Origin of the sequence: Pseudomonas sp. VD-NE ins (assembly GCF_031882575.1) — a bacterium.
In the GTDB taxonomy this organism is placed as follows: Bacteria; Pseudomonadota; Gammaproteobacteria; order Pseudomonadales; family Pseudomonadaceae; genus Aquipseudomonas; species Aquipseudomonas fluorescens_BZ.
This window is the reverse complement of record NZ_CP134772.1, coordinates 3,238,223-3,253,410: the sequence shown is the minus strand read 5'-3', so window position 1 is coordinate 3,253,410 and position 15,188 is coordinate 3,238,223. Positions and strand designations below refer to the sequence as shown.

Genomic DNA, 15,188 nt, shown 5'->3' with positions numbered 1-15,188 from the left:
CTCAACGGACGCTCCGCGTTCGGCTTTGGATGGGACGCGGAGCGTCCCGGGCTGCATTCCCACGCAGAGCGTGGGAACGATCGACACAGGGGATATTCTGGTTTGGGTTAAACGCTCAGCATCAGGAACTCACGCTCCCACGAACTGATCACGCGCTTGAAGTTTTCATGCTCGGCACGCTTCACCGCGACGTAGCCACGGACGAATTTGTCGCCTAGGTATTGCGCAACGGCCTCGCACTCTTCCATTTGCGTCAGCGCTTCCTCGATGGTGATCGGCAGGCGCAGGTTGCGGCGCTCGTAAGCGCGGCCTTGTACGGCAGCGCTCGGCGCGATGGCTTCGACCATGCCGATGTAACCGCAGAGCAGGCTCGCGGCAATCGCCAGATACGGGTTGGCATCGGCGCCCGGCAAGCGGTTTTCCACGCGCATGGCTTCCGGGCTTGAGGTCGGCACACGCAGGCCGACGGTGCGGTTTTCTTCGCCCCATTCGACGTTGACCGGCGCCGAGGTGTCCGGCAGGAAGCGGCGGAACGAGTTGACGTTCGGCGCGAACATCGGCAGCACTTTCGGGATGTATTTCTGCAAACCGCCGATGTAGTGCAGGAACAGCTCGCTCATCTGCCCGTCGGCATTGGCGAAGATTGGCTTGCCGGTGGCGATCTCCACCACACTCTGGTGAATGTGCATGGCGCTGCCCGGCTCATCGCCGATCGGCTTGGCCATGAAGGTTGCGGCGACGTTGTGCTTGAGCGCGGCCTCACGCATGGTGCGTTTGAACACGGTGATCTGGTCGGCCAGATCCAGCGCGTCGCCGTGACGGAAGTTGATTTCCATCTGCGCCGGGCCGTCTTCGTGGATCAGCGTGTCGAGGTCCAGACCTTGCAGTTCGCACCAGTCGTAGACGTCTTCGAACAGCGGATCGAATTCGTTTGCGGCATCGATGGAGAACGACTGCCTGCCACTTTCAGCACGGCCCGAACGGCCAAGCGGCGCCTTGAGTGGCAAGTCCGGGTCTTCGCAGCGTTGGGTCAGGTAGAACTCCATTTCTGGCGCAACGATCGGCTTCCAGCCTTTGTCGGTGTAGAGCTGCAAGACTTTCTTCAGCACGTTGCGCGGCGACAGTTCGATCGGGTTGCCGAACTTGTCGAAGGTGTCGTGGATGACGATGGCGGTCGGTTCGATCGCCCATGGAATCACGTAGACCGCGTCAGCCACGGGCTTGCAGACCATGTCGATATCGGCAGGATCGAGCAGGTCGTAGTAGATGTCGTCGTCGACAAAATCCCCGGTTACCGTTTGCAGCAGCACACTTTCCGGCAGGCGCATGCCTCGCTCATGCAGGAACTTGTTGGTCGGTGCGATCTTGCCGCGGGCAATGCCGGTCAGGTCGCTGACCACACATTCGACTTCGGTAATCTTGTGATCTTTCAGCCACGTGAACAGCTGATCGAAAGGGGCATTCATAAAGACCTCGTTATTGGTTTTATAGACGCCGGGGAGGGCGGGTTTCATCTTCCGCCCCTTCCCCTGTGGCGCGTTGACGACTATCTTGGGCGAGCCTTGCAGTTCCATCTATCCACTTTAAGCAGCACCAAAGCGCACCAAAAGAGTGCGCAAGGTCACCCCATGACAACGTGCAATCCGCTACAAGTCCAAGCGTTCAACACCGCCGATGTCGCCGAACAAGTCCGTGTTACACCGGGCTGGGTCCAGCATTATCAACAGATGTCGCCGGGTCATTTTGCCGGGCAGATCCGCTATCTGGATCTGCAGGGTGTCGAGGTTTATGAGGAGCAGATGAACACCCGCGTCGAGCAGAATTTCAGCGCGCCATCGGGTGCTCTGGCGTTCTGTTTTGATCGCAGCGACAACGCGCTTTACCTGCTCAATGAAGAGAGCCGCAACATCTGGATCACCCCGGAGAACTATCAGGAAATTGCCGTGGTGTTCGGTCCGGAGTTTGTCCGTCAGCACGGTCTGAATGTGGCGAAACTCGAAGGGTTGTTCATGACGCAACTCAACTGCGGACAGAACGCCTTGTTCAGTCGCTGGTTAAGCTCAATTCTCACAAAGTTGTCGCAAGCTGTTGATCCGCTTGATAAAGATTCGCTGACCCAGCAACTGCTGGAAGACTGTCTGTTCATTCTCGACAACGCTCACACCAGTCTCGATCGCGGTGGCTTACAACGTCGTACCGAAGAACGAATGATCATGAAACGGGTGGGGGAGTGGGCGGCGGATTCGCCGGAAGACACCGTCAATCTGCTTGAGCTGTCACACGTGGCAGGCGTGCCGTTGCGCCAATTGCAGCAGGCGTTCAAGGCCTACACCGGGATGACCCCGAGTCACTGGCTGCGCCTGCGCCGATTGAACAGTGCACACCGTGAATTGCTCAAGCGCCGGCCGACGGAGACCACCGTGGCCGAGGTGGCGATGCACTGGTCGTTCTGGCATTTGGGAAGGTTTTCCAGCAGTTACCGGGCGTTGTTCAAGGAGTTGCCGAGCGAGACCTTGAAGCGCTCATGAATGCCGTCGTGGATAAAAAGGCTTTGTCTCCGCGCGCAAGTTAAATAGAATCACTCTCATTTGATACTGACTTCGCGCAGGACTCTTGAGATGACTGAAGCAGCGACGCCATCGCCGCAGCACCTGCAGGAACTGTATCGTGATCACCGAGGCTGGCTGGAAACCTGGCTGCGGCGGCGCATGGGCAACGCGTGGGATGCGGCGGACCTGAGCCAGGACACCTTCCTGCGCGTGCTGTGCAGTGCGCAACCGATTGCCGACATGCGTGAGCCGCGCGCGTACCTGCTGACCGTGGGCAAACGCCTGCTGAGCAATTTCTACACCCGCCGCAGTCTGGAAAAAGCCTACCTCGAAGCCTTGGCGCAATTGCCGGAGGAGTGCGTGCCGTCGCCCGAGCAACGTTGGCTGCTGCTGGAAACCCTGCAGGCGCTGGATGAGCTGCTCGATGGCTTGCCGCGAGCGGTGCGTCGTGCCTTTCTCATGAGTCAACTCGAGGGCCTCGGCTACCGTGAAATCGCCGAACGATTGCAGGTCTCTGAGCGCAGCATAAAACGTTACATGGCAATGGCTTATGAGCATTGTTTGATGTTGGATCTATGATGCGCGTAGCACCCAACACCGAAGCGCGCGAAGTTGCCCGTGCCGCCGCACAGTGGTTGGCATTACTCGAGTCCGGCGAGGCCAGTGAAGCCGATCACGTGCGACTGAAGCACTGGCGCGACAGCGATAGCCGCCATGAAAACGCCTGGCAGAAGATTCAATTGCTGCGTCAGCGCTTTGCCAGTCTGCCGACAGAATTGGCCATGGCCACACTCGATCGCCCGGATCTGGCGCGGCGTGCAGCTCTGAAAAGGGCGCTGGGTCTGGCGGCTTTGGTGCCTGCGGCGTGGCTGATCAGTCGCCAGTTGCCGCTCGACGTCTGGCGCGCGGATTTGCACACTTCCACCGGCGAGCACACGCGAACACGGTTGGCCGACGGCAGCACCTTGCAACTGAACACCGCCAGTGCGGTGAACGTTGATCTGGCCAACCGTCAGTTGACGTTAGTGCGCGGCGAAATGGCGCTCAACGTTCCGGGTGGCACGGCGTTGACGGTCAACGCGCCGTACGGTCGGATCATTGTCCGCCACAGCGAAATCTGCGTGCGCCTCAACGAGCGTGACTGCAACGTGTCGGTGGTCAGCGGCTCGGCGCAGTTGCAACCGCTGCACGGCCCGGCGCTGCAGTTGAACGCCGGGCAACAGGTCAATTTGCAGGCCTCCGGCGCCGGGCCAGTCGCGCAGTTCGACGCCAAAATGCCGGGTTGGCGTGACGGTGTGTTGATGGCGCAAAACCAGCCGTTGGGTGATTTCCTGCGCGAGTTGAGCCGTTATCGCTCAGGGCTTCTGCGTTGGGAGCCGGCACTTGAACGTCTGCGTGTCACCGGCAGTTTCCGTCTCGACGACACCGATAAAGTGCTGGCGCTGCTGGCGGCGAGCCTGCCGTTGGAGGTGCATTCGCGCACGCGTTTCTGGGTAACGCTGGCGCCGCGAAAAAATATCGTCTGAAGCCTGTCCCTTTTTTTCGCCTCACCGGTCATTGCAGGTAAGTGAACAAAATCGAGAGCTTCTTCCAATGCCCGCAGTATTCCCAAGTCGTTTGCGTCCGTTGTTGCAGTTGAGCCTCCTGCTGAGCCTGAGTGCTAGCCCTGTGTTGATTCAATCCAGTTGGGCCGAAGAAGCTCGGCGCAGTTATCAGGTGCCGGCCGGCAGTTTGAGCGCCGCGCTGACCCGCTTTGCCGGGTTGGCCGGGGTCAATCTGTCGGTCGATCCGGCGCTGGTGAGTGGCCGCAACAGTAACGGTTTGTCCGGCGAATTCGCTGTGGAGGAGGGGTTCGCTCGCTTGTTGCTGGGTTCCGGTCTGCAACTGCAACCGGTGGGCGAGCAGGCCTACACACTGATTCCAGCCGCCGAGGGCAGCAGCCTGCAACTGGCGCCGACGTCGATTCTCGGTGCCACCGGTTCCAGCGATGCCGATGTGTTTGCCGGCGGCCAGGTTGCGCGGCGTGGCTCGCAGGGTTTGCTGGGGTCGAAAGACTTCATGGAAACCCCGTTCAGCATGACCACCTACACCAGCGAGGCGGTGAAGAATCAGCAGGCGCGCACCTTGGGCGATCTGATTTCCAGCGATCCATCGGTGCGTGCAACCAATCCGGCTGGTGGGCGCTATGAGCAGTTCACCATCCGTGGTTTCAGCCTGTTCAACAGCGACGTGGCGTACAACGGGCTCTATGGCGTGCTGCCGACGTACACCATTGACATGGAAATGGCCGATCGTGTGGATATCATCAAAGGCCCGAGCCAGCTCATTAACGGCATCTCGCCACGGGGCAGCGTAGGCGGGGGCATCAACGTAGTGCCCAAGCGTGCCACAGACAAACCGATCACCTCGCTGACGGCCAATTACGCGTCGAACAATCAGGTCGGCGGCGCGGTGGATGTCGGCCGGCGGTTCGGTGAAGACAATCAGTTCGGCCTGCGTTTCAACGGCGTCAAACAGTCCGGCGACACCGAGTGGGATCACCAGAGCGTCGACCGTGACATGGCCGTGCTCGGCCTGGATTTTCGCGGTGAGCGGCTTCGGCTTTCGACCGATATCGGTCACACCGAGCGCAACACCGACGCGCCGCAAGAGCGCGTGCAAGTCGCCGCCAATGCCAAGGTTCCGAGCGCGAATAGCGTGCATCGCAATTACGCGCAACCGTGGAGCCAGGCGAAAACCGAGGACACCTTTGGCACAGTCAACGCCGAGTTCGACGTCAATGACTCGGTGATGCTGTACGGCGGCGTCGGCGCGCGCAAAAGTAATCATGACTTCTTGCGCCACGCCGTTTCCGTCACCAACGATGCCGGTGATTTCAGCGTACTGCCGCGCGACTTCACCCGCGACGAAAACGTGCGCACGGCCACGGCCGGCGTGCGCAACTGGTTCCATACCGGGCCGGTGAGCCATGAAGTCAACCTCGCGGCCAGCTACTTTTATATGGATTTCGAGAATGGCGGCGCGCGTTACGCGGCAGGGCGCAGCAACCTGTATGACCCAGTGGGAACGGCGAAACCCGGCACGCCGACACGCAATGACGCCAAGGTCTACACGGAAAACCGCTTCAGCGGCGTGGCGCTGTCCGACACGCTGGGCTTTTTCGATGATCGACTGTTGCTGACCCTCGGTGCGCGCTGGCAACGGGTGAAAGTCGATGACTGGAGCGATGACGTCAAAGGCGACACGGCTTACGACGAAGAAAAGGTCTCGCCATCGGGCGGGATTCTGTTCAAGGCGACAGACAAGCTGTCGCTGTACGCCAACTACATGGAAGGCCTGAGTCAGGGCAAGATCGCGCCGTCGACCTCGGTGAACGAAGATGAAATCTTCCCACCGTTTATCAGCCGTCAGGTCGAGGTCGGTGCCAAGTACGACGCCGGTTCGTATGCGTTGACGGCAGCGGTGTTCCGGATCAAACAGCCCGCTTATGAAACCAACGCGACGACACGAGTCTTCGGCCCCAATGGCAAGCGCGAGAACAATGGCGTGGAGCTGAGCGTGTTCGGCGAGCCACTCAAAGGCTTCCGCTTGCTCGGCGGCGTGATGTACATCGACAGCGAATTGACCAAGACCACCAATGGCACCTTCGACGGCAATCGCGCGCCGGCGACGCCGAAATACAACGTCAACCTGGGCGCAGAGTGGGACGTGCCGACTGTGCAGGGGCTGACGCTGACAACGCGGGGCATCTATTCGAGTTCGCAGTATCTGGATCAGTCCAACGAGAAGGAAATCGATTCCTGGGAGCGCTTCGACGTAGGTACGCGGTACGCCTTCAAAGTCGATGAGAAAACCATTACTCTGCGCGCCAATGTCGAGAACGTGCTGGATAAACGCTACTGGAGCTCGGCAGGCGCTTCGGATGACAGTGAGCCGGGATTGACGTTGTCGACACCGAGAACTTATCTGCTTTCAGCGACGGTGGATTTCTGATTCCACTCGGCAAATCAAAAACGTGCTATCAGCGAGCTGACTCACTCTTATAGGGATGTCCTGACCACCAATGGACAGTCGACTCGCTGGGTTCCCGATAGCTCCAGGGTCTCGATCAGATGCCGTGCAGCCTGGCGCCCAATCTCGTAGTACGGCAGTTGCACGGTGGTCAGCGGCGGGATGAACAACTCGGCAATGCCGATCATGTTGTCGTAGCCGAGCACGGCGACATCGTCGGGAATTTTCAGGCCGCGCCCCAACAACAACTGATAGGCACAAAAGGCAATGCGGTCGTTGCCACAGATCAGAATATCGAATTGGGGACGCCCATCAATGACATGCCGGTCGAGGATAGCGGCTGTTTCACTGTAGGCATCATGATCGGAAAGGTCGTATTGCAGGAGCGTGTCAGGCGCCAGTCCGAATGCCTGACAGGCACGCTGCAGACCTTTTTGTCGCAGCCCCCATGCCAGACTCTGTTTCGGCAGATTGATACACAGAGGACGCTTGTAGCCGAGGCTCAACGCGTGGTGTACCGCGCGATACTGGCCCATTTCGTCGTCGGGTACATAGCTGACGAGGCTGCTGTCATCTGCCAGACAATTGGCAAGCACCAGAGGCTTGCTCTTCAAGCGCTCGGGAATGCTGACCTGGCGAAATCCCATGGCGCTGAAGATCAAGCCGTCCGGACGGTGCGACAGCATCAGGTCGATGTTCTGGTCGGTGGGCGGGTTGCTGAGCAGGTTGAGGATAAAGACATTCCAGCCGGCTTGCTGCGCGGTCTGCTCGATGGACAGCAGCAGCTCGACCGCGAAGGGCGTGGTCGCGGTGTCCAGCGCGAACACACCGATGGTGCGCGACTGCAGGTTGTCACCGCGCATCTTGCGCGCTGACAGGCTGGGTACGAATTGCAGTTCATCAATGGCACGACGCACCCGTAGAAGGGTTTCGGGGCTCAGTTTTTCCGGAGTATTGAGCGCTCGAGACACCGTCATCAGGGACACGCCGGCCAGTTGTGCAACGTCTTTCACTGAAGTCATGCGAAGTGCGGCCGGTCAGGTTGACGCAGAATCATGACACAGGGCCCGGACTTCTCGCGACCCGAATGACGCCGCTCATGACCATCCCGAACCCAGAGGCCATGCCTTGGGAATCGAGACGCGTCCGCCACTCCCGCTTGCCACCAGCTTCACGCCCAGACTGTCGGAACACGGATAGAGGCGACTGCTGAGGCTGAAGCGGCCGTTTTCGTCGAACACCTCAATGGACGAGCGATCGAGGAACACGCGCAGCTCGAGTCGCTCTAGCGTCGGGTCTATCGAGACGCTGCGCTGGCCGGTGACTTGCGCACCCGAGCGGCTGCGGTCAAGCACCAGGCGCTGCAGTGACGCATCGTAATAGAGCAGGGTTTCTTCACGGCCATCGTCGCTGCAGCGCAAGGCGACTCCCAAGTGGCCGTCAGTGCAGCCGAGCAGATCCAGATGCACATGGAGTTCGAGCATATCGCCCTTCATATCCGGTACCCAACGGGTGCCCGACGCTCCCCACCACGGCGTCCCCGGCAATTGCGTCATTCGCAGCGCGCTGAGTTCCCGTGCCGGATACACGCAAAGACGATCGGCGCACAGTTCCAGTTCGCGGGGCAATCCGAGCATGCCGCACCAGTGGTGGGCCTGGCTCGGCATCGGGCTTTCCCACATGTCCAGCCATGCCCATACGAGGCGCCGACCATCGGCGGCCAACAGCGTTTGCGCCGCATAGAAATCGTGGCCGTTATCCAGCTCGATAAAAGGCCCGCCCGTGAAGTGCCACTGGTTATCGAGTTGGCCCACTCGATAACCGGTCTGGTACTTGTTGAGTCGGTCGTAACCGTCGGCTTGCATGCCTTGCGGAGAGTACAGCAGCACATCGCGTCCATTCAGTCGAAACAGGTCCGGGCATTCCCACATATAGCCATCGCCCTCGCTGCCGGCGGATACATAGTCGAGGAATTCCCAGGCGTGCAGATCCGTGGAGCGGTACAGCGGCAGTAGCGGTCTGTCGCCCAGACGTGCGCCGGCAATCAGGTACCAATAGCCATCCGCCTGCCAGACCTTGGGGTCACGAAAGTGCATGATGGTGTCTTGCGGCGCGCTGTCGATCACCGCGCCGTGTTTGACGAAGCGGATGCCGTCGTTGCTGGTTGCCAGGCACTGGACCTGTTTGATCAAGCGCTCGTCACCCACTTCGCCCAGCCAGGTGTGTCCGGTGTAGATCAGCGCCAGGGTATCGCCACAGACCACGGCGCTACCGGAAAAACAGCCGTCGCGGTCGCAATCATCGCCGGGTGCCAGCGCAATGGGCAGGTGCTGCCAATGCACCAGATCGGCGCTCTTGGCGTGGCCCCAATACATCGGCCCCCATTTCGCGTCGAAGGGATGATGCTGATAGAACACGTGATATTCGCCACGGAAGTACACGACGCCGTTCGGGTCGTTCATCCAGCCTGCCGGCGGGGCAATATGATAACCGGGTCGATAATCCTCGATGACGCGAGACTGGCTGTCAGCCAGTGCGCGCTGCGCAAGGTCAAGGGTCGAAGACATGGGATCGCTCGAAGTATTCAAAGACAAGGTCATAGCGCGCGTGCTCGGATTGAGCGCAGAGAGCGGTCATCCACCACGGATTCAAAGGTGTGCGGGTGGCGCTTCAATGCCGTGCCGTCGGTGTCGAACAGGTGGATCTTGTCGATGTCCAGGTGCAGTTCGACCCGATCGCCTGCCTGCCATCCGGCGTTGACTTCACAACGACAGATCAGTGGCTCGTCCTGCCCGGTATCCAGGTGCACATAGGTTTCACTGCCCAGGTATTCGACCCCGGTCACGACGACGCCAGCCGTTCCCGGCGCCGCTTTGAGCGACAGGTGTTCAGGGCGAACGCCCAGGCTCAGCGACGCGTCCGCCGCCAGGTTCGAGCTGTCGAAGGGCAGGGTGGTCATCCCCAAAACCTGCGTATCGACCAGGCTGGTTTCGCCCGGCGCCTGCAGGCGTGCCGGCAGGAAATTCATTTTCGGCGAACCGAGAAAACCGGCGACAAAGCGGCTGGCCGGGCACTCATAGAGTTCGCGCGGTGAGCCGACCTGCTCGATATGGCCGCCATTGAGCACGACAATTTTATCGGCCAGGGTCATCGCTTCGACCTGATCGTGAGTGACGTAGATCATGGTCGAGCCCAATCGGTCATGCAGTCGGGCGACTTCGTTGCGCATCTGCACCCGCAAGGACGCATCCAGATTGGACAGCGGCTCATCGAACAACAGAATGTCCGGCTCCCGCGCCATGGCCCTGCCCATGGCCACACGCTGACGCTGCCCGCCAGACAGTTCTTTTGGCTTGCGTTGCAGCAGTTTGTCCAATTGCAGGATTTGCGCGGTTTTCAGTACGCGCTCGCGCAGGCTGCTCTTTTCAGTCTTGGCCAGTTTGAGACCGAAACTGATGTTGTCGTAGACGCTCATGTGTGGGTACAGGGCATAGGACTGAAACACCATGCCGACGCCACGCTCGCGCGGCTCCAGGTCGTTGACCCGGCGCCCGTCGATCAGCAGATCGCCGGCACAGATCGAGTCGAGCCCGGCGATCAGGCGCAGCAGCGTCGACTTTCCGCAACCCGAAGGGCCGACGAACACCACGAATTCACCCGCCGCGATCTCCAGGCTGATGTCGCGAAGAATCCGCACGCCGCCCAATTGTTTGTTCACGTTGTCCAGTTTCAATTTGATCACGATGCTGTTCCTTGTCTTTGTTGGGCATCAACCCTTTAACGCGCCGGCAGTGAGACCGGAAACGATTCGGCGCTGGAAGATCAGCACCAGAATCACCAGTGGGACGGTGACCAGCACCGAGGCAGCCATCAACAAGCCCCAAGGCAACTCATGGGGGCTGCCGCCGGAAATCAAGGCGATGGCAACCGGCACCGTGCGTTGGGTGTCGGTGAGGGTGAACGTCAGGGCAAACAGGAACTCGTTCCACGCGGCGATGAATGCCAGCAAGCCCGTGGTGACGAGGGCTGGCCAGAGCAACGGCAACAGCACGCGGGTCAGCGTCACCCAGGGCGAAGCACCATCCATGATTGCCGCTTCCTCCAGCTCATGGGGCAGTTGCCCCATGAACGTGGTCAGCACCCAGACGGTGAAGGGCAGGGTGAAAATCGTGTAGCTGAGGATCAACGCCCACGACGTGTTGTACAGACCCAAGGCGCGGATCACTTCGAACAACCCCGACAGCACTGCGACTTGGGGAAACATCGACACGCCAAGGACCATCATCAACACCGTGCCACGCCCACGGAATTTCACTCGGCCCAAGGCATAGGCAGCGGTCAGGCTGAGGAACAGCGCCAGTGTCACCACGCACAGCGCAACCACCAGCGAATTACCGATCGCTCGCAGGAATGAGGCCTGGTGGAGGACCGCCGCGTAATTGGAAAAGTCGGGATTTTCGATCCAGTAGCTCACCTCGAACAACGCGCTGGAGGGCTTCAGCGAGGTCACGATGGCGTAATAGAAAGGGAACACCGCATACAGCAGCAAAACCCCGATCAGGCACCAGAATCCGACGCGCAACAGCGCTTTTTTCAGCAGGCGCGGGCTCATGCGCGGACCTCCAGTTGACGGCGTCCTAGGTAGAGGTAAAGCATGGCGATCACCGCGACCACCAGAAACAACAGCGTCGACGCCGCGCTGCCGTAACCGACGTCCTGAAACTCCACCAAGTGCTGGCGGGCATACACCGACATGCTCATGGTGCTCGACGAGTTCGAGGTCAGCACATAAATGACGTCGAATACCCGCAGAGAATCGAGGATGCGGAAGATCGCCGCCACCAGCAGTGCAGGCATCAACAGTGGCAGGGTGACGCGCCAGAATACGTTCAGCGGATGAATGCCATCGACCCTGGCCGCTTCGTAGCAATCGCCCGGCAACATCTGCAAAGCCGCCAGCATCAGCAACGTGACGAAGGGCACGGTCTTCCAGACGTCAACGATGATCACCGCCCACATCGACAGGTCGGCATCTGCCGTCCAGGCCAGAGGCGCGCCAATCAGGCCGAGGCTGAGCATCAGGTGATTGATGATGCCGAACTGGTCGTTAAGCATCCATGACCAGATCTTCGCCGAGACAATCGTCGGAATCGCCCACGGAATCAGAATCAACGCCCGCACCAGCGAACGGCCGGTGAACTTGATGTTCAGCAGCAACGCCACCAACAGTCCCAGCACGACCTCCAGCCCCACCGAGACCACCGTGAAATACAACGTGTTGCGCACCGCATTCCACCACTGCGGATCGACGAGGATGCCCGACCAGCCGGCATCGCTGAACAACAGATAATTGCTCAAACCTATGAAGGTTGCGCCACCGGTGTCGGCCAGGCTGGCGTCGGTCAGGCTGAACCAGAATGTGCGCAGCAGCGGCCACGCAGCCACCAGGGCCAGGCAGACCAGCATTGGCGTCAGAAACAGCCAGGCAGCGCGCACTCGGCGACGTTGTACAGGTGTTTCCCTCGTGAGCAGCAGCTCGTCAAAGGGGGCATGGGTCGTAGAGACAGGCATGGTGATTTCCTTCCTTGTGGCTTACCAGTTCCGGCGTTTGATGCGCGTGAGTTCGCTTTCCAGTTCGGCCAGTGCCTGATCGACGGGCAACTCGCCCGCCAACACGCCATGCACCCGATCGAAGAACGCATTGGAGACCCGTGGATAGCGATCGGCAGTGATGGCGGCGGGGCGCATGACCCCAGCGTTGAGAATGCTGTGCAGCTGAGCGTAATAAGGCATGGCTGCGAGCAGCTCGGGATCTTGATACAGCGACTCGATCACCGGGTTATAGCCGCCTTTCAGAGCTCGACGTTTTTGCTCTTGGGCACTGCTCAGGTAGCTCACCAACTCGGCGGCAAGTTTGGGATGAGCGCTGTAGCGCGAGACCGCCAGGCCCCAGCCACCGAGGGTGGAAGCATGTTCGCCGGTCTCGCCGCCGCGGGGCAGGGGAGCGACGCCGACCTTGTCTTTTACGGCACTGTCCTGGCTTTGCACCAGGGCCCAGACATAAGGCCAGTTGCGCATGAACAGCGCATTGCCCGACTGGAATACGCCACGTCCTTCTTCCTCGGTGTAATTGAGCACGCCACGCGGTGAGATATCTCCGACCCAGCTTTTCGCCAGCGTTAACGCCGCTCTCGAGGCCTGACTGTTGACCACGATGTCGCCGCGTTGATTGATCAGTCCGCCCTGCGGCTGGCTGCTGATCCACTCCAGCGCATTGCACGTCAGCCCCTCGTAGGCACGTCCCTGAAAGATGTAACCCCAGGCATTGGCGTTTCCGGCGTTGCGTTCAGCCTGTTGCACATCCCTGGCGGTAGCGGTCATTTCCTCCCACGTCTGAGGAACCTGTTTGTTGTATTTCTCAAGCAAGTCCTTGCGGTAATACAGCAGCCCCGAGTCGGTGAACCACGGCATCGTCACCAGCCGGCCGTTGACCGTGGCGTTATCGACCTGGGCCTGGAAGTAGCCTTGGGTCGCGTTGGCGGGCAGCACCTCACGCAGATCCATCAGGTGCTTGGCCAGCATCCCCGGCCACACCATATCGATTTGAATGATGTCGATGTCGGTGGACTGCGCACTGAGGATCTGCTGGTAGAACGACAACCTCTCGGTTGCCGAGTTAGGCGTGGAGACCACCTCGACGTTGTTGCCGGTCTGTTTCGACCATGTCTCGACGGCCTCTTTGCACAGTTGCAACTCAGCACCCACGGCACCGCACGAGATCGTCAGATCGGTTGCGCTCGAGACGGATGGCAGTGCGGCAGACAGGGTGATCAATGCTACGGGCAGGAGCGATTTAAGGTGTTTCATCGAGCGTCCTTTATTTTTGTTTTTAGAAAAGTTAACGTTAACATCGCCAAATGTAGCAGCGTATTTGCGAGGAGGCATCCTTTTTTTGTCGTTTGTGACAACTCGCGACTCATGCAAAAAAAGGCAATCGCGGCAACCAAAAATAAAAACAAAACAGGGAATCAACATGCAGAAAGGATCAAGCTGGCTACTGGTCGGCGTGCTCGGCACATCGGCAGCGGCTTCTCAGGCCGCGACGCTGGAAGAGCGCATGGCCGCACTTGAAGCCCGTGCCAGCGCAGCGGAAAAGCGTGCAGCCACGGCCGAACAGCAGACCCAGGCACTTGCCCGGGAATTGCAGCAGGTCAAACGCGCGGCGCCGCCCTTGCAACCCGTCGCATCTAACGCAACAGCCATTTCGGCACCTGCTCTGGACAGCCGACTGGCAAAACTCGAAGCCCGTCAGCAAAGCCTGGAGAAGGAGGGCAGTACCGGGAACCTCACCGATGGATTCAGCTTCAACGGCTATGCGCGCTCGGGATTGCTGGTTGACGAGGGGCTGGGTGGCGGGCGTGGCGGCCCTTACACAACGCCGGCCGGCTCGGTGGGCGGGGCAGTCGGGCGACTCGGCAACGAGGACGACACCTACATGCGTATCGACCTGTCGAAAGAGCTCTATGCGCAAAACGGCACCCGTTCCAAGTTCACGGTCTCCATTGCCGACGGTGTGGAAAGCTCCAATGACTGGACGGCCGACGAAAGCAAACTCAACGTGCGCCAAGTGTTCGCCACACTCGATCATGTCGCTGCGTTCAAAGGCAATTCAGTCTTCGAGAACGCTACGCTGTGGGCGGGCAAGCGGTTTGATAGAGATAATTTCGATATCCACTGGCTGGACTCCGACGTCGTTTACCTCGCCGGCACCGGCGGTGGAATTTACGATGTGCAGATGAGCAAGCATTGGCGCTCGAACTATTCGTTGATTGGGCGTAGCTACGGGGATTTCAGTCAAGGCGGTATCAATGCCGATGTGGAAAGCTACATCCTGACCTCCAACCAGTTCTTCGCGGATGGCCAGTGGCAGTGGATGTACAACGCCATCGGCGCCAAGAAAAACGATTTCGGCACCCACACCAACAAGGCCGGTTTGACGCCTGCGGATAGCGGTTTGCACAGCATGCTGGCCAATCACCAGAAAACCTTTTTCGGCAGGGAAGGGTTCTTCAAAACGGCGCTGCTCTATGGCCAAGGCCTGGGGGCAGAGGTCAAGAACGTTGGCTCGGACGGTGAACTGATCGACGAGGCCCGCGCGCTGCGTCTGGCGCTTTACGGTGAGACCCCGCTGACCTCTGACTGGCGCATCGGACCCAGCTTGCTGGCTGAACAGAGCAAAGATAGATACGTTAAAGGTGACGACTACCGCTGGCTGACCCTCAACGTGCGATTGGCCAACAAAATCAACAGCAACTTCGAAATGGCCTACGAAATGAGCTGGCAAACCATGAACCTCGACCCCAAGGGCTATCTACAACGTAATGCGGTCGATGGTAACTTCTGGAAATTCACGGTCGCCCCGACATTCAAGCTTGACGTTGGTGATCTACTCACGCGTCCGGAGCTGCGAGTGTTCGCCAGCTACATGAACTGGTCTTCGGATCTGGACAGGTTCAGTACTACTGACTCCTTTGGCATGTCCGACTTCCAGGCGGGAGGGGTGTGGCAATACGGCATCCAGATGGAAACCTGGTTTTAATCGTTGAACACACTTGCGATAGTGCAGTG

12 protein-coding genes are annotated in these 15,188 nt (G+C 59.6%); 5 read left to right on the top strand and 7 right to left on the bottom strand.

Features of this window, described 5'->3' with window-relative positions; genetic code table 11:
- Positions 1 to 107 precede the first annotated feature (107 nt).
- Complete coding sequence (locus RMV17_RS14360) at positions 108 to 1,466, bottom strand: glutamine synthetase family protein (RefSeq protein ID WP_311886952.1); 1,359 nt, start codon at positions 1,464 to 1,466, stop codon at positions 108 to 110.
- Positions 1,467 to 1,628: 162 nt separating this feature from the next.
- Here RMV17_RS14360 and RMV17_RS14355 point away from each other — a divergent pair, with 162 nt between their 5' ends.
- The 4 genes from RMV17_RS14355 to RMV17_RS14340 all read left to right on the top strand — a co-directional run bounded on the left by RMV17_RS14355 (position 1,629) and on the right by RMV17_RS14340 (position 6,542).
- Positions 1,629 to 2,528 carry a helix-turn-helix domain-containing protein gene (locus RMV17_RS14355; RefSeq protein WP_311886951.1) on the top strand — a complete coding sequence of 300 codons (900 nt, stop codon included), beginning with the start codon at positions 1,629 to 1,631 and terminating at the stop codon, positions 2,526 to 2,528.
- A 90-nt stretch (positions 2,529 to 2,618) separates the two neighbouring features.
- Positions 2,619 to 3,128, top strand: coding sequence for a sigma-70 family RNA polymerase sigma factor (locus RMV17_RS14350; protein ID WP_311886950.1), 510 nt, complete (start codon positions 2,619 to 2,621; stop codon positions 3,126 to 3,128).
- Entirely contained in the window at positions 3,128 to 4,075 is a 948-nt protein-coding gene (locus RMV17_RS14345) for a FecR domain-containing protein (RefSeq protein ID WP_311886949.1), read from the top strand. Before RMV17_RS14350 ends, RMV17_RS14345 begins: the two co-directional genes overlap by 1 nt.
- Positions 4,076 to 4,142: 67 nt before the next feature.
- Positions 4,143 to 6,542, top strand: coding sequence for a TonB-dependent receptor (locus RMV17_RS14340; RefSeq protein ID WP_311886948.1), 2,400 nt, complete (start codon positions 4,143 to 4,145; stop codon positions 6,540 to 6,542).
- Between the two features lie 47 nt (positions 6,543 to 6,589).
- Here the strand turns inward: RMV17_RS14340 and RMV17_RS14335 are convergent, their stop codons facing one another.
- The 6 genes from RMV17_RS14335 to RMV17_RS14310 form a co-directional block, all read right to left on the bottom strand.
- On the bottom strand, positions 6,590 to 7,582 hold the full coding sequence (locus tag RMV17_RS14335) for a LacI family DNA-binding transcriptional regulator (protein ID WP_034153994.1): 993 nt from the start codon (positions 7,580 to 7,582) through the stop codon (positions 6,590 to 6,592).
- Positions 7,583 to 7,657: 75 nt separating this feature from the next.
- Positions 7,658 to 9,160 carry a glycoside hydrolase family 32 protein gene (locus RMV17_RS14330; protein WP_311886947.1) on the bottom strand — a complete coding sequence of 501 codons (1,503 nt, stop codon included), beginning with the start codon at positions 9,158 to 9,160 and terminating at the stop codon, positions 7,658 to 7,660.
- Positions 9,157 to 10,302 (bottom strand): sn-glycerol-3-phosphate ABC transporter ATP-binding protein UgpC, encoded by a 1,146-nt coding sequence (locus RMV17_RS14325; RefSeq protein ID WP_311886946.1) that lies wholly within the window; start codon positions 10,300 to 10,302, stop codon positions 9,157 to 9,159. The genes RMV17_RS14330 and RMV17_RS14325 overlap by 4 nt, the downstream gene beginning before the upstream one ends.
- A 27-nt stretch (positions 10,303 to 10,329) precedes the next feature.
- Complete coding sequence (locus RMV17_RS14320; protein WP_311886945.1) at positions 10,330 to 11,172, bottom strand: carbohydrate ABC transporter permease; 843 nt, start codon at positions 11,170 to 11,172, stop codon at positions 10,330 to 10,332.
- Entirely contained in the window at positions 11,169 to 12,131 is a 963-nt protein-coding gene (locus RMV17_RS14315; protein ID WP_311886944.1) for a sugar ABC transporter permease, read from the bottom strand. Before RMV17_RS14315 ends, RMV17_RS14320 begins: the two co-directional genes overlap by 4 nt.
- A gap of 21 nt (positions 12,132 to 12,152) precedes the next feature.
- Positions 12,153 to 13,427, bottom strand: coding sequence for an ABC transporter substrate-binding protein (locus RMV17_RS14310; protein ID WP_311886943.1), 1,275 nt, complete (start codon positions 13,425 to 13,427; stop codon positions 12,153 to 12,155).
- 166 nt (positions 13,428 to 13,593) lie between these two features.
- On the opposite strand from RMV17_RS14310, the gene RMV17_RS14305 reads away from it, so the two are divergent.
- The gene (locus tag RMV17_RS14305; RefSeq protein ID WP_311886942.1) at positions 13,594 to 15,159 is read left to right on the top strand and encodes a carbohydrate porin; all 1,566 of its coding nucleotides are present in this window, start codon (positions 13,594 to 13,596) and stop codon (positions 15,157 to 15,159) included.
- Positions 15,160 to 15,188 lie beyond the last annotated feature (29 nt).